The organism is Pseudoalteromonas sp. NC201, from assembly GCF_002850255.1.
Classification (GTDB): domain Bacteria; phylum Pseudomonadota; class Gammaproteobacteria; order Enterobacterales; family Alteromonadaceae; genus Pseudoalteromonas.
The window spans coordinates 3,822,501-3,842,956 of the sequence record NZ_CP022522.1 but is presented as its reverse complement, the minus strand read 5'-3'; the positions used below and the strand labels follow the sequence as shown (position 1 = coordinate 3,842,956).

25 protein-coding genes (1 of these 25 only partly in view) are annotated in these 20,456 nt (G+C 44.6%); 22 read left to right on the top strand and 3 right to left on the bottom strand.

The genetic code is table 11. The annotated features are described in order from the left end of the window. Nucleotides 1–113 precede the first annotated feature (113 nt). From purT to PNC201_RS16895, 3 genes are all read left to right on the top strand, one after another. Nucleotides 114–1,301, top strand: a complete 1,188-nt coding sequence (purT, locus tag PNC201_RS16905; protein ID WP_102057681.1) for a formate-dependent phosphoribosylglycinamide formyltransferase — start codon at nt 114–116, stop codon at nt 1,299–1,301. Beyond that, nucleotides 1,298–2,191 (top strand): aldo/keto reductase, encoded by an 894-nt coding sequence (locus PNC201_RS16900; RefSeq protein ID WP_102057680.1) that lies wholly within the window; start codon nt 1,298–1,300, stop codon nt 2,189–2,191. The genes purT and PNC201_RS16900 overlap by 4 nt, the downstream gene beginning before the upstream one ends. A 409-nt stretch (nt 2,192–2,600) precedes the next feature. After that, nucleotides 2,601–3,566: a hypothetical protein gene (locus tag PNC201_RS16895; protein ID WP_158299132.1), complete on the top strand. Its 966-nt coding sequence runs from the start codon at nt 2,601–2,603 to the stop codon at nt 3,564–3,566. A gap of 91 nt (nt 3,567–3,657) precedes the next feature. On the opposite strand, the gene PNC201_RS16890 is transcribed toward PNC201_RS16895, so the two are convergent. Together PNC201_RS16890 and PNC201_RS16885 are read right to left on the bottom strand one after the other, a co-directional pair. Next, nucleotides 3,658–4,329 carry a TorF family putative porin gene (locus tag PNC201_RS16890; protein WP_010378243.1) on the bottom strand — a complete coding sequence of 224 codons (672 nt, stop codon included), beginning with the start codon at nt 4,327–4,329 and terminating at the stop codon, nt 3,658–3,660. 250 nt (nt 4,330–4,579) lie between these two features. Then, entirely contained in the window at nt 4,580–5,746 is a 1,167-nt protein-coding gene (locus PNC201_RS16885) for a hypothetical protein (RefSeq protein ID WP_199539667.1), read from the bottom strand. A gap of 199 nt (nt 5,747–5,945) precedes the next feature. Between PNC201_RS16885 and PNC201_RS16880 the strand changes: the two genes are divergently transcribed. Both PNC201_RS16880 and PNC201_RS16875 read left to right on the top strand, forming a co-directional pair. Next, nucleotides 5,946–7,889 carry an AsmA family protein gene (locus tag PNC201_RS16880; protein WP_102057678.1) on the top strand — a complete coding sequence of 648 codons (1,944 nt, stop codon included), beginning with the start codon at nt 5,946–5,948 and terminating at the stop codon, nt 7,887–7,889. A 239-nt stretch (nt 7,890–8,128) separates the two neighbouring features. After that, on the top strand, nt 8,129–8,593 hold the full coding sequence (locus tag PNC201_RS16875; protein ID WP_102057677.1) for a hypothetical protein: 465 nt from the start codon (nt 8,129–8,131) through the stop codon (nt 8,591–8,593). Here the strand turns inward: PNC201_RS16875 and PNC201_RS16870 are convergent. Further along, entirely contained in the window at nt 8,590–11,142 is a 2,553-nt protein-coding gene (locus tag PNC201_RS16870; RefSeq protein WP_102057676.1) for a serine/threonine-protein kinase, read from the bottom strand. The two genes, PNC201_RS16875 and PNC201_RS16870, sit on opposite strands and share 4 nt — an antisense overlap. A gap of 167 nt (nt 11,143–11,309) precedes the next feature. Between PNC201_RS16870 and PNC201_RS16865 the strand changes: the two genes are divergently transcribed. The 17 genes from PNC201_RS16865 to PNC201_RS16785 all read left to right on the top strand — a co-directional run. After that, nucleotides 11,310–12,149 carry a polysaccharide deacetylase family protein gene (locus PNC201_RS16865; protein WP_102057675.1) on the top strand — a complete coding sequence of 280 codons (840 nt, stop codon included), beginning with the start codon at nt 11,310–11,312 and terminating at the stop codon, nt 12,147–12,149. 413 nt (nt 12,150–12,562) lie between these two features. Then, nucleotides 12,563–12,931 (top strand): 50S ribosomal protein L14, encoded by a 369-nt coding sequence (rplN, locus tag PNC201_RS16860; protein WP_010378257.1) that lies wholly within the window; start codon nt 12,563–12,565, stop codon nt 12,929–12,931. A gap of 10 nt (nt 12,932–12,941) precedes the next feature. Next, nucleotides 12,942–13,256, top strand: a complete 315-nt coding sequence (gene rplX / locus PNC201_RS16855) for a 50S ribosomal protein L24 (RefSeq protein ID WP_010378260.1) — start codon at nt 12,942–12,944, stop codon at nt 13,254–13,256. A gap of 15 nt (nt 13,257–13,271) precedes the next feature. Further along, the gene (rplE, locus tag PNC201_RS16850) at nt 13,272–13,811 is read left to right on the top strand and encodes a 50S ribosomal protein L5 (protein WP_010378262.1); all 540 of its coding nucleotides are present in this window, start codon (nt 13,272–13,274) and stop codon (nt 13,809–13,811) included. Between the two features lie 10 nt (nt 13,812–13,821). Beyond that, nucleotides 13,822–14,127: a 30S ribosomal protein S14 gene (rpsN, locus tag PNC201_RS16845; protein ID WP_010378264.1), complete on the top strand. Its 306-nt coding sequence runs from the start codon at nt 13,822–13,824 to the stop codon at nt 14,125–14,127. Between the two features lie 20 nt (nt 14,128–14,147). Beyond that, nucleotides 14,148–14,540, top strand: a complete 393-nt coding sequence (rpsH, locus tag PNC201_RS16840; RefSeq protein WP_010378266.1) for a 30S ribosomal protein S8 — start codon at nt 14,148–14,150, stop codon at nt 14,538–14,540. A gap of 13 nt (nt 14,541–14,553) precedes the next feature. Beyond that, complete coding sequence (rplF, locus tag PNC201_RS16835) at nt 14,554–15,084, top strand: 50S ribosomal protein L6 (protein WP_102057674.1); 531 nt, start codon at nt 14,554–14,556, stop codon at nt 15,082–15,084. Nucleotides 15,085–15,093: 9 nt separating this feature from the next. Further along, nucleotides 15,094–15,444: a 50S ribosomal protein L18 gene (gene rplR, locus PNC201_RS16830; RefSeq protein ID WP_010378271.1), complete on the top strand. Its 351-nt coding sequence runs from the start codon at nt 15,094–15,096 to the stop codon at nt 15,442–15,444. Between the two features lie 9 nt (nt 15,445–15,453). Further along, nucleotides 15,454–15,960 (top strand): 30S ribosomal protein S5, encoded by a 507-nt coding sequence (gene rpsE / locus PNC201_RS16825; RefSeq protein ID WP_010606806.1) that lies wholly within the window; start codon nt 15,454–15,456, stop codon nt 15,958–15,960. 6 nt (nt 15,961–15,966) lie between these two features. After that, on the top strand, nt 15,967–16,146 hold the full coding sequence (gene rpmD / locus PNC201_RS16820) for a 50S ribosomal protein L30 (protein WP_010378276.1): 180 nt from the start codon (nt 15,967–15,969) through the stop codon (nt 16,144–16,146). Between the two features lie 4 nt (nt 16,147–16,150). Then, complete coding sequence (gene rplO / locus PNC201_RS16815) at nt 16,151–16,585, top strand: 50S ribosomal protein L15 (RefSeq protein WP_095728863.1); 435 nt, start codon at nt 16,151–16,153, stop codon at nt 16,583–16,585. 11 nt (nt 16,586–16,596) lie between these two features. Continuing rightward, entirely contained in the window at nt 16,597–17,925 is a 1,329-nt protein-coding gene (secY, locus tag PNC201_RS16810; protein ID WP_010606805.1) for a preprotein translocase subunit SecY, read from the top strand. Between the two features lie 22 nt (nt 17,926–17,947). Next, nucleotides 17,948–18,061: a 50S ribosomal protein L36 gene (gene rpmJ / locus PNC201_RS16805; RefSeq protein ID WP_002959476.1), complete on the top strand. Its 114-nt coding sequence runs from the start codon at nt 17,948–17,950 to the stop codon at nt 18,059–18,061. A gap of 131 nt (nt 18,062–18,192) precedes the next feature. Continuing rightward, nucleotides 18,193–18,549 carry a 30S ribosomal protein S13 gene (gene rpsM / locus PNC201_RS16800; RefSeq protein WP_010378282.1) on the top strand — a complete coding sequence of 119 codons (357 nt, stop codon included), beginning with the start codon at nt 18,193–18,195 and terminating at the stop codon, nt 18,547–18,549. A 13-nt stretch (nt 18,550–18,562) separates the two neighbouring features. Next, a complete protein-coding gene (gene rpsK, locus PNC201_RS16795) occupies nt 18,563–18,949 on the top strand; it encodes a 30S ribosomal protein S11 (protein ID WP_010378285.1) in 387 nt (128 codons plus the stop codon). A gap of 21 nt (nt 18,950–18,970) precedes the next feature. Then, nucleotides 18,971–19,591, top strand: a complete 621-nt coding sequence (gene rpsD, locus PNC201_RS16790) for a 30S ribosomal protein S4 (protein WP_017218390.1) — start codon at nt 18,971–18,973, stop codon at nt 19,589–19,591. A gap of 24 nt (nt 19,592–19,615) precedes the next feature. After that, nucleotides 19,616–20,456, top strand: partial view of a DNA-directed RNA polymerase subunit alpha gene (locus PNC201_RS16785; RefSeq protein WP_010378288.1) — the 5' portion only. 146 nt of this gene lie beyond the right edge of the window; only the first 841 of its 987 coding nucleotides appear in the window; the start codon lies at nt 19,616–19,618; its stop codon lies off the right edge, out of view.

Sequence of the window (20,456 nt, the reverse complement as noted above, 5' to 3'; positions counted from 1 at the left end):
GAATGTGTTTGAAATGTGTATTTTGTGATTTCGAGTTGAATTGCCGTCTTCTCAGCTTTTGCATATGACAAAAAGTCGCTACCATGGGGTATCAAACCAACCAAGGAATCATCATGAAAATCAAACCTCTGGGCACGCCCTTTTCGGTAACTGCTTGCAAAATATTACTCTGCGGTGGCGGTGAGTTAGGGAAGGAAGTCGTTATCGAGTTTAAGCGCTTAGGTGCAGAAGTGATTGTCTTAGATCGCTACGACAATGCGCCAGCGATGCAAGTGGCAGATCGCAGCTATACCTTGTCTATGTTGGATGGTGAAAAACTCAAAGCGATTATTGAACAAGAGCAACCTGATTATATCGTGCCGGAAATCGAAGCCATTGCGACGGATAAGCTGGTGGAATTAGAGGCTGAAGGTTACACGGTGGTGCCAACCGCCAAAGCGACTCAACTGACCATGAACCGTGAAGGGATCCGCTGTCTTGCTGCTGAAACGCTTGGGCTTGCCACTTCACCCTATCAATTTGTTGACACCTTGGCAGACTTTAATGCTGCTGTCGCGAGTATCGGCATGCCGTGTGTGGTTAAGCCTATCATGAGCTCATCAGGTAAAGGGCAAAGTGTGATTAAAAGTGCCGCGGATATCGAAGCGGCTTGGCACTATGCTCAAGAAGGTGGGCGTGCAGGTCAGGGCAGAGTGATTGTGGAAGGTTTTGTTGATTTTGACTACGAAATTACGCTGCTAACCGTACGCCATATCGATGGTACGAGTTTTTGTGAGCCAATTGGACATGTGCAACAAGACGGTGATTATCAGCAAAGCTGGCAGCCGCAGCAGATGTCAGCACTCGCGCTAGAGCGCAGCAAAGCGATGGCTGAAAAAGTCACGGCGGCACTGGGCGGTCGGGGTCTGTTTGGCGTTGAACTCTTTATTAAGGGTGATGAAGTTTACTTCAGCGAAGTCTCGCCAAGGCCACATGATACCGGCATGGTCACGCTTATCTCGCAAGACTTAAGTGAGTTTGCGCTGCATGCTCGGGCAATTTTAGGTTTGCCTATCCCCACCATTCACTTTAATGGGCCATCGGCATCTAGCGTGATCCTTGTCGAAGGGGAATCAACACAGCTACAGTTCAACAATCTTGCACAAGCGCTTGCAGAGCCACTAACGGATATTCGTTTGTTTGGTAAACCCGAGGTGAGTGGCAAGCGTAGAATGGGTGTGGCGTTAGCGCGCTCAGATTCGGCTGAAAGTGCTGTCGAAAAAGCCAAGCAAGTGGCTGCAACAGTAGGAATTACGTTATGAACGCAAACACCCGCGTACTTGACCCATTAGTATTGGGGTTTTGGCGGCTATTAGATTGGCAAATTACGCCGCAAGAAAATTTACGCTTTTTAAAGCAAGCGATTGAGCTTGGAATACGCGATACTGATCATGCTGATATTTACGGTGAGTATCAGTGTGAGGCGGAGTTTGGCAAAGCCTTAGCGCTTGAGCCTAGCATTCGAGAGCACATTCGGATCATCACTAAATGTGGCATTAAGCCCGCATTTCCAAGCTTGGGACTAGTGGGAAAGGCGAACCACTATGATTCGAGTAAGGCGCATATCATTGCTCAAGCGCAGCAGTCACTAAAGCATTTCGGCACGGATAGGTTAGATGTGTTGTTGATCCATCGCCCGGATTATCTGATGGATGCTGATGAAGTTGCCGATGCGTTTAATACCCTCAAACAAAACGGCGATGTGCTGCATTTTGGGGTCTCGAACTTTACACCGAGCCAGCTTGCCTTATTGCAATCGAGACTCGATTTCGCTTTAGTGACCAACCAAATTGAGTTTTCACCTTATGAGATGAAAGCGCTTGACGATGGCACGCTTGATCAGTGCCAACAACTAGGCATGAATCCTATGCTGTGGTCGCCGCTGGCAGGGGGGAGAATATTCTCCAGCGAAGATGAAAAAGCCGAACGACTGCGTGCGGTGCTACAGCAAGTGGGTGAAGAGATTGGTAGCACTGAAATTGATCAAGTGATCTACGCATGGCTTGCCATGCATCCATCGAAACCCGCCACTGTGCTTGGAACGGGAAATATCACTCGAGTTGCCAGCGCGTTTGCTTCACAGTCACTTAGCATGAGTCGCGAGCAGTGGTATCGCATTTGGACGGCGTCTACCGGGTATAGCGTACCATAACCGATTAGTTTGCCCTGAAGTTATTTGGGGCAAACCACGGCAATAAATTTGAGCCAGTTATAATATCAGTTGCATTCAAACCCCAGGTATCGTAGTTTGTTAAAAATTTATCAATTAGAACAAATGAATAGCGAAGTTTTTCCTAGTAAACATAGATAGCTTGGCAGTAGCTGAGAGCACTACTTTTGAACTTTAATACTTATCTCAAACTACTTGTATATTGTCTCTTCTTTTGATTATTTTGTACTTTCATTTCTAAAAAGGAGTTAAATAAATGAAATGTATAATCTCAGCGGTGCTATTCTTGATGTGCATATTGGCCACCAGACCTGTATTTGCGAATTCGAGTGCGTCTGATTATCGAGGCCAGTTTTGCAGCTTATGTACATCTGAAAGTAAAGCTCAGAAGATGGCTAAAACTTATGCACCACAAAAAAGCTGCTATCCATTAAAACCTAGCGCGCCTATGACCCCTGAAAACATGCAGTGTACTTCTGCAAAAAAACAGGTTTTTCTTGTACACCCTGCAAGTGGAACGACTTACGGTTTTTGGGTTACGCATGAAGATTTTTTACCCTATGATGTCAAAGTGACTGCCTTTTCGTTAACGGAAGTGCAAAAAAAGGTCTTTGCAGAGGCGGCCAGTTTTTATGAAGAGATGAAGCACGTGCTAGCAACTACCTCAAGTCAGAATGTGAGTCGTTATGGTTTGTCAAACGTGCGTAGCCAGGCTCAGCAGCCAGAACAATCGTGCCCATCAAATTCTGCGCTAGCAACTTTGCTCGACCCCTCAAAAATGATGGCACTGGAGGAGCTTGCGTTGGCTGAGATTACAGTTGGGATGGGTGACGGTATTGATGTTAATAAGAGAATTTATCAAGGCGCGCGTTTCACTGGAGGTTCCGTGAGTCTATCTCATTTTGGAGCGAGTGTGTCAGTCAGTATACCTGAACATGAGCAACCGCTAGTTTATGCTAAGACGTTTTATGAAAATGAAGAGTCTAGCTCATTTCGTGATGTGCTAGCGTTGAGCATAGATCATATCGGTTGGGATGCTGAAAATGTACCTTTTCTGGGTATGAAGTTGAATAAAGCTCATTCGCGAGTTGCTGGGGGGAAAAGAATTACGACGCTATTGCAGGCACTTCATAGGCCGCAAGAAATTACTAATGAGTGTGTTTTATACCAGCTAGAAAAATTAAGTCAGTTCGGACAGTTGAAACTTAAGGATGGTTCGGCGACTCGGTTTGGTAATCTAGGTGGAATTCCGCCAGAGTCTGGAGACAGCAGTAAGGTAACAGGTTGCACAATTCACTTTTACAATTCTCGCAATGAATTACAGTACGTTTTTAATGTTCCAAACTCAGAATGTTGAAGAATTAAAAAAAGGGCCTTTCGGCCCTACGTGTTGCAGCAAGTAAAAAATAAGGTGATGCGGCTGTCACAGGGCCGTTCACCTTTGGTCATCACAGATTAAAATCTAATCCATAACTTACGTATGCTTTGATATCGTCGCTACTGTCTAGGTCGGTTTTTACTAATCCGAAGGTAAAGCCTTGCGTAGATAAACTCACCCCGTAATCCATATAAGCGTCGTCTTCTCCTGTCCACTCAAGCACTGTGTCTCCGCTGGAGCGACCAATATGTAGAGTTAATTCACTGTCTTTAAAAATGGGGAAGCTGGCCGACACTTCGGCATATAGCATGTCTTCTTCTGTGGTTGAGTCGCTTTGCGCTGTAGCTAAGTGGCTGAGTTTAAACGTAAAGTATTGCCAGCCAAGCGCGGCGTAAATCTCGCCAAAATCAATATCTCCACTGGCATCGGGATAGGCGTAGTGGATATAACCGAAATCAAAACTCATGCCCTTGATTTCTCCAGCGTAACCCGCGTACAGATCCATTTCGTAACTGGCGGAGTCGCCAAAGTCGATGTTAGAGACCCAAGTGCCTGCATAAAACCCTGACTCATTGCTATAATCCAAGCCGCCAGACACCGCTGCGCCGTCATCAGTCTGGGTGATACCACGCCAGTAATAATTTGAGCTTGCCGCAATATTCGCGGTCACTTCCGCCTGAGCAGAGACACAAAAGCACGCAGTCAGGCCGCCGAGTAGCATAAGCAAAGGTTTGTTTTTCATTCTGTTTTCCCCATTGAACGCAGAGTTATTATTCAGTTGTTGTCATTGCATTTTTTGCAAAGAGTAGGTGCAAGGGGGAGGCCAATGTCGGAAAATAACGGAGAATTTATTCTATGTTATTAAAAATATTAGCATTTAATTTCTGAGTTTCGAAAGTAGGGCAGAGTGATTTGCATAAATGTTGCACATGGCTGGTGCAAAGTAACACAGCTTGCACAGTATTAATGCAAGCTGTGTTTTGAGCTAGTCGTTATCCAAAGATGGTGCGCATTAGGCTGATGGTTTCATCAACACTGCGGCCTTTTTCCACTTCGGCGACTATCGAGTCACGTTTGGCGCGAATATGTTCTGGAATAGACTCATCCGCGAGTGCGCGGTCGACTAACACTTCAGCTGACTCTTTACCGCGGCGTACGGTCTTTTTGCCACCACTGCTGCCGCTGCGCTTAGGCTTATGCAGTAGCTTAAAGTAATTGGAGTTAGTGGCGGTGTCTTTATCCGCGTAATAAAACAGGCATGGTAGCAGCGCTTTAATTTCAGCAAGTTGCGTTTCAAACTCATCCACAGGAGCGGCCATCGTATACCATGGCATTGCTTTAATGGTGCTGACGACATCGGTCCAGTAACGCTCAAAATCGCGATTGTTAAGTTTAGCAACACCAAGCGCTTGGCACAAAGCGTCAAGCTTGCTCGAGGTTATTGGAGTGAACACATCAGGGCGACGCATTGCTAATAGGCGAGTAGCTGGTGCAAGCGTTGGCTTTTCCTCGCTGCCAGCAAAAGCGCTTAAATACCCCACCATAAATGACTGATAATGCTCGAGCGTCACGTCACCTTCTGCCGGGATTGTGGCTAGCGCTTCATCAAAAGCACCCGGAAGGTCGTCTAATAACTGGTGAAAGCCTTTTGCACTTTTGGTGGAGGCAAACCACTCCACGTCAAACTGATACACGCTGGTATCTAAATTTGCAGCATGCTTACCGCTAAAGGCGAGGCGATCTTCTTTGATCATGTCTTTAAGTGGAGTGCTGCGCATTGGTTTAAGGTATTCAATCAGTTTTAATTGCTCATCTAGTACAATCACTTCTTTGTGACCGGTAATAAATGCAGCCACCATAGGCCAAGGCGCAATGCGTAACGTCTTGAGTTGTAAAAAGCTAATCGCTGCGATGAGCAGATCTTGTAGCTTTTTCACTGTGGGTAATTGATGGTCATCCAGTAAATCAAAATTGATACGATTTTTCGCCACATCAAGCAGTTCATAACACCAACCAAGAAAATCTTCAGGATGATTTTCCACCTTAACCGCCATCAGATTAAGGCTGATCTCCGTGGCCTGTTTGAGGATATTTTGATAAATCTGACTTTCTTGTTCGCCCAAGGCCATGTTTGACGGTGATACGAGCAGTTTCTTCATGCGGGTTAGATACTCCAAGTTTGATTAATAAACCAACCAGTAAAATATAGCTAATGACGCTAAAAACTGGCAAGGGCGAGGATCATACCGATTAGTCAAAAGGTTGCAATCGCTCAGTACAAATTATTTGCCTTTATTCATGGTATATTCGACTACAGCCGTTATCATAAAGAGAACCAAGCCTTACGAAGGAAAAGCAATGAACCGGCTAGTTAAAATCGTAGGCGCCATTGTCGCGCTTATTATTATTCTTGTTATCGCAGCCCCGTTTTTAATCCCCAAACAGGCAATTATTGACCAAGTCACGTCACAGGTTGAGTCAGTGACAGGTAGAAAACTGTCGATCGATGGCGACTCTGACATCGGTATTTTCCCAACGCTGCACATTGAGCTAAACCAAGTGCGATTTGCCAACATGGCAACGGGCAGTCGCCCAGATATGTTCGCTATGGAGCAACTTGCCGTGCATATTCCGTGGTTAAGTGCGTTGTCTGGTGAAGCTAAGCTTGAGCGCTTTGTGATCAATAATCCTAAAATTATTCTAGAAACCGACAAACAAGGTAATGCTAACTGGCAGTTGCTACCCACCAGTGCAGAAAACACGCCAACGGCGCAAACCAGCTCAAAAGGTAATATGCAGTTACCGGAAGGCTTAGATGTTAGCCTTGGCGAAGTGGCGATTTATGGTGGCTCGGTGACTTATCTTGATGGTGTGACAGGCGCTGAATATCAGGTAACTGATTTAGACATTAGCGTGATGCTATCGTCACTGTACCAACCATTAGAAGTCGACGGCAAGCTGACTTTTCAAGGTCAAACTTTTAACCTAGTTACTACACTCGATAATCCAGCAAAGGCGATCGAAGGTGAAACCTTTAATGTTGAACAACAAGTAAAATCAGCGCTGTTCAACCTTGACTATAAAGGTGAAATTGCAGAGCAAGGTAAAACCATTCGCGGTCAATTAGCCTTGTCTGGCGACTCGGTAAAAGCGCTAGCTAAGTGGCAGGGCGTTGATCTAAAAGCCAAAGAAAATGCGTTCAATGACTTTGGCCTAAATGCTAAAATGACGACGCAAGGGCAAGTTTTTACTCTCAATGCCTTAGAAGCGACCTTGGACGAATTGGTAATAAAGGGTCAAAGCAAAGTCACCCTCTCAGGTAAGCCTGATATTGTCGCTAGCGTTGACCTTGGCATGTTAGATCTTAACCCGTATTTACCAGAACCTGTGGAAAAGCCACAAACGCAAACTGAGCCAGAAGGCGCACCAGCACAGCCTATCGTGTGGGATGACACTGCAATTGATTTGTCAGCACTTAATAGCCTCAATGCGAATGTGAAGATCACCTCAACAGGGCTACGTGCGAGAGAAATTAAGCTTGGCGAAAACCAAATCAGCTTAGTGCTTAACTCAGGTAAGGCGACACTGAGCTTAGATAAGTTCCAAGCCTATGAAGGTCAGGGTAAAGGTAGGGTTGTTGTAAATGCGGCTGCAAAACCTTATACCATCAGTACTGACTTTGCGTTAACGGCAATTAATGCCGAGCCACTACTGACCGATGCCATTGGCTTTGACAAAGTATTGGGTAAAGGTAGTCTTAATTGGGCGTTAAACACACAAGGTGTCACTCAAAAGCAATTTGTGAATGCCCTAGGTGGTAAATTAGGTTTTGAGTTCAAAGATGGTGGCGTAAAAGGCGCAAACCTTGCTGAGATGATCCGTAAGGGCAAAGAGATGCTCAAAGGTGACTTCTCTTCGGTATCGCAAGGACTCAATGCCAATTTCGATCCGGATCAAAAAACCGACTTCTCAGCCATGACTGGCACCTTTGTCTTTACCAAAGGCGTAGGTCAAAACGATGACTTCTCATTGGCAAGCCCGTTACTTCGAGTGACAGGCAAGGGCACCGTTGATTTACCACAAACTTTAGTTGATTACCGTGTGGTGACTGGAATTGTTGATACCATTGAGGGGCAAGCCAGTAGCGATGACAGTACCGGCTTTAAAATTCCGGTGCGGATCAAAGGTCCATTCCACAAAGTTGAAACTAGCTTAGACCTAAAAGAAGCGGCAAAAGACAAAGCCAAAGACAAGGTTAAGGATAAGGTAAAAGACAAACTTAAAGGTTTGTTTGGTGGATAGATCTTTATGACGCTTCAATAAACAGCTCATCTGTTTGTTTTAAATCAATTTCAGCTAAACAAGGGCTTGCCGATGGTAGCCCTTGTTCTATATTTATCGCGAGTTAATTATCTATATGCAGTTATAGTGAGCTTATGATGACTTATGCCTATAAACTGTAACCAGCTGTAATAGAATTACTGCTATTCATGTGCTTAGATAGATGCGAATAGCTCTATAAACAAACGAAGGATAAAATAATGAGTACACCTATTTTACTCGAATACACGGTGACGCCAAAAGCTGAGGGTAACTGGATATTTTCAAATGACGATAAACCAGTTGAACTTAAATTAGCTCAGGGTGAAAGCGCTGTTCTAACTTATAAGCTCGTTACTGATGAAGCCGGCTGGAGCTTTGCTGAAAACGGTACTTTTTTTACCGAAGCGCAAGACAATTTCAATTATAACCTTATAAGCACATTAAAAGATGAGTTTACGGTTGAGGTGAAGATTGAAGCATTGAATGTTGCGAATACGCTAAGTGAAGATGATATCGAAGCGCTTTCAGCTAACCCTGATGCGAGAGTTGTTACACTCGTAGAGAATAACAACTCGAAAATTGAGTTCAGACTTGTTGCTCAATATGACTCCGCAAATGGTGCTGTGCGTTATTTCTCTCAAGATCCAAGGGTGATAATTGACGAGCCAGATGCTCCAGTCTAATTCGTAATTTGCACTTGGCACAGATAGGTAAAGTGTTCTGTGCCAATTCTTAATTCAAGTGATGGCGAGTGACATAGTGTCTTGAACCATGACAGGCGATAAAAAGACGGGCTCCAGCCTAAATCAATGCTTTTTTTCAGTGAAGCCATCGCGGAATACTTTTCTTCTATCAGTGTTTGAATTAACGATTTTACGTAAAAAGCCTCGGCTGAATCGGGGTACTCTGCCAAATATTCATCAATTGCTATTAATGCCTCTTGGTTCCGACCTAGGTGTGCCAAAGCTTGAATGCGTACGACTTCAACTTGGCTTGCTGGAGCACTGGCTAAAATTTGCTGATACACTTCACTGGCTTTCGCCTTCTCGCCCATTAGGGAGTAAATGTCTGCATAGTTAAGTAAGATTTCTACATTGCTGGGCGCCAACTGAGTCGCTCGTTCAGCAAACTCTAGTGCCCGTTCTAAATCACCTAAGAGCATCAATACAATGGCATAATTATTAAAGGTAGCCGTACTTGTATATGAGCGATTAACTAGAGCTTGATAAGATTTCTCTGCGTCATGGAGCTTACCAAGTAGAAGAGAGATATCGGCAATGGCCTTTAGTGTTTTCAGGTTGTCAGGGCCGTAGTGGCTGGCTGCTCGTAAGTAAGGTAAGGCTTCTTCATACTGGCCAAGCTTCATGTTGAGCAAGGCTGCATTGCGGATGACTTTTAAGGTCGGTCTAAGTTCATAGGCAAGCTCAATGTGATGAAGCGCCGAAGCGTAATCGTTTATTAAATTATAGTAGATGCTGATAAGTGCATGCTTTTGATACTCGTCCTTGACTGAATTCTGAATGGCTAAAAAGGTTCCTTTGGCACGGCTCTTGTCTTTTACAAACGCATAAAACTCGAGATAGGAAGTTTGAATAATTGTACTTGCCTTTAATCTCTTGGGGGCTTGCTGTAATACTTGCTCCCAGTTTAGAAGTACTTGATCATTTGAACTATCTGTATACAACTGAATTGCGAGTTCAGAGTAAAGTGAATACAGCGGCAGGAAGTCCGGCGCAGTATCAATCAGCGTTGTTAACTCTTTTAATATCGCAGCGCGGTCCGCCCCTTGTACTAAGCTAGCATCATGCAGTGTGGCGTAGTTATTCAGTAATGTTTTATTGCTAGTGGCTAAATCAGTTGAGCCTCCGGTTAATGAAGTGAGGGCCGAGGCTGTAATAGCAAAAACATGGCTGTAGTTTTCACTCGAGGTCATTGTTCGCGCACCATTAATCAAGGCTCCATTAGACGCATCAACTAAGTCGATAACGATGTCACAGCTTTGAATATTACAGTCTAGTTTTATCGTAATGAGCTCATTACTATTTAACGCTCGCCCCAATGCCTTTAATGGTGCTTCAACACCAATAAATTTTTGTGTTTGCTCTACTTCACTGTCTGAAATGAAGACGTAATCATCATTACTTAAAAAATGTTGTTTAAGTGCGTCGTTAATTGCTAACTCGATGTTTTGTTGATGCGCTTCAAGTAGTTGAAAAGAGTTTGTGAATTTTATCGGTAGCGCTGCAATATAAACCTTGGGTTTGGTTTCCTGCCAATACCAGTACCCACCAACGGCTAAGCACACTAAAAAGGTGAAAAATACTGCAATACCTAGTTGCTTTTTACGTGCTTTGGCTTTCTCTCTGGCTCTATCTCGTAGCTCTATTTGTTCAAGTGACACTGTCGCTTCGCTGTTATCGTAGCTAAAGGCGTGTAAAATTTGCTTTAGCTGCTGACTGACTTCATTCGCGCTACTTGGGCGAGCGTTTTTGTCGTATTGCAATAAGCGATCAATGAGCTGTGCCAGTGCAGGGGGAATATCTAAAATACGTTTAGCACTGGCTTTTAATGGCTGGAACTTGATCTGTTCAGCAATAGACTTGTCACTACCATCGTCAGCTTGTTCGAAATAAGGATGATGTCCTGCTAACAATTGATAAGCTATTAGCCCAAATGAGAATAAGTCACTGCGACTGTCTAGCGTTTCATCACGAAGTTGCTCTGGTGACATTGCTGTGAGACTACCGTAACTGGTATGTGGACGAGAGGCTTGGTTGTCTTCTAATTGTGAAATACCAAAGTCGGCAATTTTGGCTATGCTCTGTTCATTAACCAGTATATTGCCAGGTTTTAAGTCTAAATGAAGAATGTTCTGGCCATGAGCTGAGGCCAGCCCATCGGCTATATGACTTAGCAGCTCGACTTTTTGCTCGGTAGTTAATACGTGTGTTTTTGTGTAGTGCTGTAAAGTTGCACCTTGCACATATTCCATTTCCAAAGCCATTTGGCCATCGCTTTCAAATACATCATAAATTTGTACTATGTTTGGATGGTTAAAACGCGCTAACAGGCGGGCTTCGTTGAGTGCATCTGATTGCGTGTGCTGAGTTAGTGATATCACCTTTACCGCTACTCGGCGGCCTAATTTTTTGTCGGTAGCAAGGTACACTTTGCTCATTCCGCCTTCGGCGAGCAAGATCACGTCCTGATAGTATTCTTCTAACTTCAACACAGCGCTGTCTTTCTCTTTTATTATTGGGATTAGTGTATCGCTAAAAATACTAAATTAGTACCATTTGCGTTGGCCTTAGTCGCAAATAACAAGTTGAAAATTTAACACTTTGTCATACTCACAGCCTCATATAGGTTATAAGGATAAATAACAATAAGGACAAACAAATGGCAAAGTTATCTTCTAATTTAGTTTCTCACTTCAGTTTGGCTGCCATGATGGCAAGCGCTCTGCTCGTAAATACTTCTAGTATAGCGGCTGATAGCAACCAAACCTTTAATTATCCTAATAATGCTCGTAACGCAATAAGCCTTACGTTTGATGATGCAAGGCCAAGTCAAGTTGAGGTGGGAGTGCCGTTACTTAATCGCCATAAGGTGAAAGGCACATTTTATGTTATGCCATCACAGGTGGAGGAAAAGCTCGGATTGTGGCAAGCGGCGGTGAAGCAGGGGCATGAAATAGGCAACCACACCAGTGAACACTTATGTACGGGTAACTTTGCCTGGCTAAGGGAAAAGGACAAAGGGCTGGAACAAGTTGATTTGGCCTACATAGAACGCGATGTAGTAAGCACCACAAAATATATTGAAAAGCATTTGGGCGTAACCCCCAGAAGCTTTGCATACCCTTGTGGTAATACCTTTGTTGGTCGCGGCGCTGAAGTAAAAAGTTATGTACCGGTGATTGCGAAGCACTTTGACAGTGGCCGTACGTGGTTAGATGAAACCGCTAACCACCCAACTTATACTGACTTTGCGCAACTCACCGGAATCAGGATGGACGGTGTTAGCTTTGAAGAACTAAAAGGGCTGCTGGAGCATCTTAGGGCAAATAACAGTTGGATCATCCTTGCTGGACATGAAGTGGGTGAAAAAGGCATGTACACCGTCGATACCAAAATGTTAGACCAGCTTATTCCTTATTTACAGGACCCTAAAAATGGTTATTGGCTAGACACCGTAAGCAATGTGGGTGATTACATCAAAAGTAAAAGAGAGCCGTAGGTCGAGATTTATCTCGACTTGACGGTTTCTAAAATTCTCTCGTCGCTCCATATAGCTGTTTGCTCAAAGCTTGAGCTTGTTTGTGAGAAAAGGATGAGAAATTCTTGTTCACAGCCTACTAAGCGATATGCCTAAACAATAATCGAAATAAAATTTTCGCTGTAAACTTTGTTTAATATTTGCGCAAGTGGTTGAATTCTCGATTGCTTGCCGCCATATCCTCAAACTGTAATCGGTACCTCATGTTAACGCGTTAAATTAATTAAAAATTGAACTATCTTTGATGCGACATTGCTGATACAATTGCCCGCCCTTGAAAGACATAATCACAGTTTTTTGAGTGGAATTTAACCTAAATGCCTTGATTTTGAACGAAATCTAGGCGAGTTGTAACTACACCGGAGGTCATTAAGATGATCCAAATGCAAACTCAGCTGGACGTTGCTGATAACAGCGGCGCTCGCAAAGTGCAGTGTATAAAAGTCCTTGGTGGTTCGCACCGTCGCTACGCAGCGGTTGGCGACATCATTAAAGTTTCTGTTAAAGAAGCGATTCCTCGCGGCAAAGTGAAGAAAGGTGATGTTAAAAACGCAGTAGTAGTGCGTACTAAAAAAGGCGTACGTCGTCCAGACGGCTCTTTAATCCGTTTCGATAGCAATGCGGCTGTTATCTTAAATGATAACTTACAGCCTATTGGTACTCGTATCTTCGGCCCTGTGACTCGTGAACTTCGTACTGAAAAGTTCATGAAGATCGTTTCACTAGCACCAGAAGTACTATAAGGAGTCGATCATGGCAGCAAAAATCCGTCGTGATGACGAAGTAATCGTACTAGCCGGTAAAGACAAAGGTAAGCGCGGTAAAGTGCTTTCAGTTGTTACTGAAACTGGCCGAGTATTTGTTGAAGGCGTTAACATCATCAAGAAACACCAGAAGCCTGTACCACAACTACAGCAAGCTGGCGGTGTTGTTGAGAAAGAAGCGTCAGTCGACGTATCAAACGTAGCGATTTTCAATGCCGAAACTGGCAAAGCGGATCGTGTAGGTTTTAGATTTGAAGACGGTAAAAAAGTCCGTTTCTTCAAGTCTACCGGTAAAACTATTTAATAGTTGGAGTAGACGATGGCGAAACTGCATGAAGTGTACAAAGACAAAGTGGTAAAAGAGCTTCAAGAGAAGTTCGGTTACAGCTCTGTCATGCAAGTCCCTCAGATCGAAAAGATCACACTTAACATGGGTGTGGGCGAAGCCCTAGCTGACAAGAAAATTCTAGAAAACGCAGTAGCAGACCTAGAATCAATCTCTGGTCAGAAGCCTCTAGTGACGAAAGCACGCAAATCAGTTGCTGGCTTTAAGATCCGTGAAGGTTACCCAATTGGCTGTAAAGTAACCCTACGCGGCGAGCGTATGTGGGATTTCCTAGAGCGTTTAGTCTCTATCGCGATGCCACGTATTCGTGACTTCCGCGGTGTTAGCGCAAAGTCTTTTGACGGTCGCGGTAACTACTCTATGGGCGTACGTGAACAAATCATCTTCCCAGAAATCGATTATGATAAAGTAGACCGCGTTCGCGGTATGGATATCACAATCACTACTTCTGCGAAAACAGATGACGAAGGCCGTGCGTTGTTAGAAGCGTTCAACTTCCCATTCAAAAAGTAAGGGTAGGGTTATGGCAAAGAATTCAATGAAAGCACGTGACGTAAAACGTGCTAAATTAGTTACTCAGTATGCTGAAAAGCGTGCTGCGTTAAAAGCTATCATCAGCGATGTTAATGCATCTGATGATGAGCGTTGGGATGCAGTGTTAAAGCTACAGTCTTTACCACGCGATTCTAGCCCTTCACGTCAACGTAATCGTTGTAACATCACGGGCCGCCCTCATGGTTACCTTCGCAAGTTCGGCTTAAGCCGTATTAAAGTTCGCGAAGCAGCGATGCGCGGTGAAATTCCTGGCCTTAAAAAGGCTAGTTGGTAATAGAATCACGGGAGTAAGACATGAGCTTGCAAGATCCAATTGCGGATTTGTTCACACGTATCCGTAACGGTCAGTCTGCGAAGAAGGTATCTGTTTCAATGCCAACTTCAAAGCTGAAAGTAGCTGTAGCTAAGGTACTTAAAGACGAAGGTTATATCACTGACTTCGCAGTATCTGGTGACGTAAAAGCAGAATTGACTATCGAACTTAAGTACTTCGAAGGCAAAGCTGTAATCGAAAACATCCAGCGTGTTAGCCGCCCTGGTCTACGTATCTATAAGAGACGTGACGAATTACCTAAGGTAATGGGTGGTCTAGGTATCGCTATCGTATCAACTTCTAAAGGCCTGATGACAGACCGCGCTGCGCGTACCGCTGGCGTTGGTGGTGAAATCATTGGCTTTGTAGCTTAATCGGAGGGGAACTATGTCTCGTATAGCGAAGGCTCCAATCAATGTTCCTGCCGGTGTTGAAGTTACAATTAACGGCCAGGACATCAAAGTTAAAGGCAAGAACGGTGAATTAACTCGCACAATCAACGATGCGGTTGAAGTTTCACTAAACGACAACGTTATCACTACAGCTCCTCGTGAAGTTGCTAATGCTTGGGCTCAAGCTGGTACTGCACGTGCGCTAATCAACAACATGATTGTTGGTGTTAACGATGGTTATGAGAAGAAACTACAGCTAGTAGGTGTTGGTTACCGTGCGGCAGTTAAGGGTAATACATTAGATTTAACCCTTGGCTTTTCTCACCCAGTGAACTTCGAGATCCCAACAGGTATCACTATCGAAGCTCCAAGCCAGACTGAAATTGTTGTTAAAGGCGCAGACAAGCAGTTAGTTGGTCAAACAGCTGCTAACATCCGCTCATACCGTGAACCAGAGCCTTATAAAGGTAAAGGTGTACGTTACGCTGATGAGCACGTGCGTCGTAAAGAGGCTAAGAAGAAGTAAGGTAAGACGATGGATAAGAAAACAGCTCGTCTACGTCGTGCTAAGCGCACTCGTAGAAATATTATCGAACAAGGCACAACACGTCTTGTTATCCACCGCACGCCACGTCACATTTACGCTCAAGTAATCAATGCTGAGGGTAATGTACTGGCTGCTGCTTCTACTGTTGAAAAAGCAATTGTTGAAACAGTTAAAGGCACAGGCAACATCGAAGCGGCTCAAGCAGTTGGTAAAGCAATCGCTGAGCGCGTAGCTGACAAAGGCGTTGAAAAAATCGCTTTTGATCGCAGTGGCTTTAAATATCACGGCCGTGTGAAGGCGCTAGCTGATGCTGCGCGCGAAGCCGGTCTGCAATTCTAGGAGTAGACAATGGCTAACGTAGAAGCAAAAGCACAACAGCCTGAATTGGCTGAAAAGCTAATCGCGGTAAACCGTGTGTCTAAAGTGGTTAAAGGTGGTCGTATCTTTAGCTTCACTGCACTAACAGTAGTTGGTGATGGCGCTGGTAAAGTAGGTTTTGGTTATGGTAAAGCACGTGAAGTTCCTGCTGCTATTCAAAAAGCAATGGAAAAAGCACGTCGCAACATGATCACTGTTGAACTAAAAGGTAACACGCTACAGCACCCAATCAAGGGTCGCCACGCGGGTTCTAAAGTATACATGCAGCCAGCATCTGAAGGTACAGGTATCATCGCAGGTGGTGCGATGCGTGCAGTACTAGAAGTAACTGGTGTACAGAACGTACTATCTAAAGCATACGGTTCAACTAACCCGATCAACATCGTTCGCGCAACTATCGCAGCGCTAGAGAATATGAATTCTCCAGAAGGTATTGCTGCGAAGCGTGGTCTTAGCGTTGACGAAATCTTGGGGTAAGACACCATGGCAAACACAGTAAAAGTAACTCAAGTACGTAGCTCAATCGGTCGTTTACCGAAGCATAAAGCTACATTACGTGGCCTTGGTTTACGTCGTATCAATCACACTGTTGAGCTAGAAGATACGCCAGCAGTTCGCGGTATGATCAACCAAGTTTCTTACATGGTTAAGGTTGAGGGGTAATTCGATGAACTTGAATACACTTTCACCTGCTGCAGGTTCAAAAACAGCTGGTAAGCGTGTTGGCCGTGGTATCGGTTCTGGTCTTGGTAAGACTGGTGGCCGTGGTCACAAAGGTCAAAAGTCACGCTCTGGCGGTAAAGTACGCGTTGGTTTCGAAGGCGGTCAAATGCCTATGCAACGTCGTCTACCTAAGTTTGGTTTCACTTCACGCAAGTCTCTTGTGTCTAAAGAAGTGAATCTATTCGAAATCGCTAAAGTTGAAGGCGATGTGGTAGATCTAAACGCGTTACAGGCAGCTGGTATCGTTAAAAAGAACATCCAGTTCGTAAAAGTTGTAAAATCTGGCGAAGTTTCACGCGCTGTTACTGTTAAAGGCATGAAAGTGTCTAAAGGTGCACGCGAAGCTATCGAAGCTGCCGGAGGCAAGGTAGAAGACTAAGGAAGTACGCTATGGCTAAACCAGGTCAAGATATGCAAAGTGCACAAAGTGGGCTTGCGGAACTGAAGCGCCGATTACTATTCGTATTGGGTGCTATCATTATTTACCGTCTGGGCTCTTTTGTGCCAATCCCTGGGATTGACGCCGCTGTACTTGCCGAATTCTTCGAGCAACAAAAGGGCACCATTGTTGAGATGTTCAACATGTTCAGCGGTGGTGCGCTTGAGCGTGCATCGGTATTGGCGCTAGGTATTATGCCGTACATCTCGGCTTCGATTATTATGCAGCTATTAACGCACATACATCCTGCGATGATAGAGCTTAAGAAAGAAGGTGAGCAAGGGCGTAAGAAAATCAGCCAGTATACGCGTTATGGTACGCTTGTGCTTGCTACATTCCAATCGATAGGTATCGCTACTGGTCTACCTAACATGATGGAAGGCTTAGTTGTGAATCCAGGCTTCGGCTTTTATTTCACAGCTGTAGTGAGCTTAGTCACAGGAACTATGTTCCTTATGTGGTTGGGCGAACAAATCACTGAGCGTGGTATCGGTAACGGTATCTCAGTTCTAATATTTGTTGGTATTGTAGCTAACCTGCCGTCTGCAATTGGTTCGACAGCAGAAATGGCGCGCCAAGGTGATCTGCATATTTTAGCATTGTTATTGATTGCGGTAATCGTATTCGCTGTAACTTACCTAGTTGTGTTCTTCGAGCGTGGTCAACGTCGTATCGTTGTAAACTATGCGAAGCGTCAACAAGGTCGTCAGGTATTTGCTGCTCAAAGCACGCACTTACCACTAAAAGTTAACATGGCGGGTGTTATTCCACCAATCTTTGCTAGCAGTATCATTTTGTTCCCTGGTACAATAGCAAGCTGGTTTGGCCAAGGTGAAGGTCCGGTCGCTGATGTGCTACAAGCTATCTCAGCAGTATTGACTCCAGGTCAACCACTGTATGCGATGGTATTAGCTGCGGCTATTATCTTCTTCTGCTTCTTCTACACTGCGTTGGTGTTTAACCCGCGTGAGACAGCAGATAACCTGAAAAAATCTGGCGCTTTTATTCCAGGCATTCGTCCAGGTGAGCAGACATCTAAATACATTGATAAAGTGATGACACGCCTGACATTGGCAGGTGCTTTGTATATAACCTTTATCTGTCTGGTGCCCGAGTTTATGACTATGGCATGGCAAACGCCATTCTACTTCGGCGGTACATCGATTCTGATTATCGTTGTTGTCATCATGGACTTTATGGCACAAGTACAGACTCATATGATGTCACATCAATATGATTCTGTGCTGAAAAAAGCGAACCTTAAAGGCTACGGCCGTTAAGGTCAGTTTACGGAGTTGAGTAATGAAAGTACGTGCTTCCGTTAAGAAAATTTGCCGTAACTGCAAAGTAATCAAGCGTGCAGGTGTTGTACGTGTGATCTGCAGTGAGCCAAAGCACAAGCAAAGGCAAGGCTAAGCAAATTAAGTCGTGCAGGCTGAGTAACTTTACTTAGCCTGTTTCTTTGGTAAAACTTGAATGTCGGTTGGGTATCCTATACGGGCTTTCCAGCAAGATGATAATCAAGTTTATTTATAGGAGATATGTTAGTGGCCCGTATCGCAGGCATTAACGTTCCTGATCATAAGCATGCTGTTATCGGTTTAACAAGCATCTATGGTGTAGGTAAAACTCGCGCTAAGGCGATCTTAGCTGCGACAGGTATCGCTGAAACTACTAAAATCGGCGAGTTAAATGACGAAACACTTGACATCCTTCGTGAAGAAGTTGGCAAGTACACTGTTGAAGGTGATCTTCGTCGTGAAGTTACACTAAACATCAAGCGTCTTATGGACCTTGGTTGTTTCCGTGGCTTACGTCACCGTCGTTCGCTACCACTACGTGGTCAGCGTACTAAGACTAACGCGCGTACTCGTAAGGGTCCTCGCAAGCCTATCAAGAAATAAGGTGGGGTAAGTTATGGCAAAAGCACCAATTCGTCGTAAAAAGGTCAAAAAGCAGGTTGTTGACGGCATGGCTCACGTTCATGCATCTTTCAACAACACGATTGTGACCATCACTGACCGTCAAGGTAATGCTCTTTCTTGGGCGACTGCAGGTGGTTCAGGTTTCCGTGGTTCTCGTAAGTCTACTCCATTCGCTGCACAGGTTGCTGCGGAGCGTGCAGGTGTTGCTGCACAAGAGTACGGTCTTAAGAACCTAGAAGTATTCATCAAAGGTCCAGGTCCAGGCCGTGAGTCTGCTGTTCGTGCATTGAATGCTGCTGGTTACCGTATCACTAACATCACTGACGTGACGCCAATTCCACACAATGGTTGTCGTCCACCGAAGAAACGTCGCGTATAACAATAGGTTAGGAGAAAGAACATGGCAAGATATTTGGGCCCTAAGCTCAAGCTGAGTCGTCGTGAAGGTACTGACCTGTTCCTTAAAAGCGGCGTAAGAGCAATTGACTCTAAGTGTAAACTAGAAACAGCACCTGGTCAGCACGGCGCACGTAAAGGTCGTCTATCTGATTACGGTTTACAGCTACGTGAAAAGCAAAAAGTTCGTCGTATCTACGGTGTACTAGAAAAGCAATTCCGTAACTACTACAAAGAAGCTGCTCGCCTTAAAGGTAACACAGGTGAAAACTTGTTACAGCTTCTAGAGCAACGTCTAGACAATGTTGTATATCGCATGGGTTTTGCAAGCACACGTGCTGAAGCACGTCAGCTAGTAAGCCACAAAGCGATTATGGTTAATGGTCGTGTTGTTAATATCCCTTCTTTCGTAGTTACTCCTGAAGATGTAGTAGTAATTCGCGAGAAGTCTAAAAAGCAAGCGCGTATCATCGCTGCTCTAGAGTTGGCTGAGCAACGTGAAAAGCCAACTTGGATTGAAGTTGACGGTAAGAAAATGGAAGGCACTTTCAAGCGTCTACCAGAGCGTTCTGATCTGTCTGCGGACATTAACGAACAACTAATCGTCGAACTTTACTCGAAGTAAAGTTAAGAGTTAAGAGAGGATAAAATGCAGGGTTCTGTAACCGAATTCCTAAAACCAAGATTAGTCGATATCGACGCTGTAAGCTCAACGCGTTCTAAAGTAGTTTTAGAGCCTCTAGAGCGTGGTTTTGGCCACACACTAGGTAATGCTCTACGTCGTATACTTCTTTCATCTATGCCTGGTTGTGCTGTGACAGAAGTTGAAATTGACGGCGTATTGCACGAGTACAGCGCGAAAGAAGGCGTACAAGAAGACATCATTGAAATTCTGTTAAACCTTAAAGGTCTAGCGGTATCTCTAGAAGGTAAAGATGAAGTTTTCCTTACCCTGACTAAGTCTGGTGTAGGCCCTGTGACTGCGGCTGATATCCAGCACGACGGAGATGTGACTATCGCCAACCCTGAGCATGTCATTTGTCACTTAACTGCTGACAATAGCGAAATCAGCATGCGCATTCGTGTTGAGCGTGGTCGCGGTTATGTACCGGCGTCTAGTCGTTTATCCTCTGATGACGATGAGCGTCCAATCGGCCGTTTGTTGCTAGATGCATCATTCAGCCCGGTTGAGCGTATTGCGTACTCGGTTGAGTCAGCTCGTGTTGAGCAGCGTACAGACTTAGATAAACTAATCATCGATATGGAAACGAACGGCACTTTAGATCCTGAAGAAGCGATCCGCCGTGCGTCAACTATCCTTGCTGAGCAGTTAGATGCATTCGTAGACCTACGTGATGTTTCTGAGCCAGAAGAGAAAGAAGAGAAACCGGAGTTCGATCCGATTCTACTTCGTCCAGTTGATGACTTAGAACTAACTGTACGTTCTGCAAACTGTCTGAAAGCCGAGCAAATTCAATATATCGGTGACT

Coding starts and splice junctions, on each gene's coding strand:
- PNC201_RS16865 (WP_102057675.1), top strand. CDS start 11,310: ATGGCAAAGTTATCTTCTAATTTAGTTTCTCACTTCAGTTTGGCTGCC.
- rpmD (WP_010378276.1), top strand. CDS start 15,967: ATGGCAAACACAGTAAAAGTAACTCAAGTACGTAGCTCAATCGGTCGT.
- PNC201_RS16900 (WP_102057680.1), top strand. CDS start 1,298: ATGAACGCAAACACCCGCGTACTTGACCCATTAGTATTGGGGTTTTGG.
- rplF (WP_102057674.1), top strand. CDS start 14,554: ATGTCTCGTATAGCGAAGGCTCCAATCAATGTTCCTGCCGGTGTTGAA.
- PNC201_RS16880 (WP_102057678.1), top strand. CDS start 5,946: ATGAACCGGCTAGTTAAAATCGTAGGCGCCATTGTCGCGCTTATTATT.
- rpsK (WP_010378285.1), top strand. CDS start 18,563: ATGGCAAAAGCACCAATTCGTCGTAAAAAGGTCAAAAAGCAGGTTGTT.
- purT (WP_102057681.1), top strand. CDS start 114: ATGAAAATCAAACCTCTGGGCACGCCCTTTTCGGTAACTGCTTGCAAA.
- PNC201_RS16875 (WP_102057677.1), top strand. CDS start 8,129: ATGAGTACACCTATTTTACTCGAATACACGGTGACGCCAAAAGCTGAG.
- rpsH (WP_010378266.1), top strand. CDS start 14,148: ATGAGCTTGCAAGATCCAATTGCGGATTTGTTCACACGTATCCGTAAC.
- secY (WP_010606805.1), top strand. CDS start 16,597: ATGGCTAAACCAGGTCAAGATATGCAAAGTGCACAAAGTGGGCTTGCG.
- rplR (WP_010378271.1), top strand. CDS start 15,094: ATGGATAAGAAAACAGCTCGTCTACGTCGTGCTAAGCGCACTCGTAGA.
- PNC201_RS16885 (WP_199539667.1), bottom strand. CDS start 5,746: ATGAAGAAACTGCTCGTATCACCGTCAAACATGGCCTTGGGCGAACAA.
- rpmJ (WP_002959476.1), top strand. CDS start 17,948: ATGAAAGTACGTGCTTCCGTTAAGAAAATTTGCCGTAACTGCAAAGTA.
- rpsE (WP_010606806.1), top strand. CDS start 15,454: ATGGCTAACGTAGAAGCAAAAGCACAACAGCCTGAATTGGCTGAAAAG.
- rplO (WP_095728863.1), top strand. CDS start 16,151: ATGAACTTGAATACACTTTCACCTGCTGCAGGTTCAAAAACAGCTGGT.
- rpsD (WP_017218390.1), top strand. CDS start 18,971: ATGGCAAGATATTTGGGCCCTAAGCTCAAGCTGAGTCGTCGTGAAGGT.
- PNC201_RS16890 (WP_010378243.1), bottom strand. CDS start 4,329: ATGAAAAACAAACCTTTGCTTATGCTACTCGGCGGCCTGACTGCGTGC.
- PNC201_RS16895 (WP_158299132.1), top strand. CDS start 2,601: ATGGCTAAAACTTATGCACCACAAAAAAGCTGCTATCCATTAAAACCT.
- rpsN (WP_010378264.1), top strand. CDS start 13,822: ATGGCAAAGAATTCAATGAAAGCACGTGACGTAAAACGTGCTAAATTA.
- rplE (WP_010378262.1), top strand. CDS start 13,272: ATGGCGAAACTGCATGAAGTGTACAAAGACAAAGTGGTAAAAGAGCTT.
- rplX (WP_010378260.1), top strand. CDS start 12,942: ATGGCAGCAAAAATCCGTCGTGATGACGAAGTAATCGTACTAGCCGGT.
- rplN (WP_010378257.1), top strand. CDS start 12,563: ATGATCCAAATGCAAACTCAGCTGGACGTTGCTGATAACAGCGGCGCT.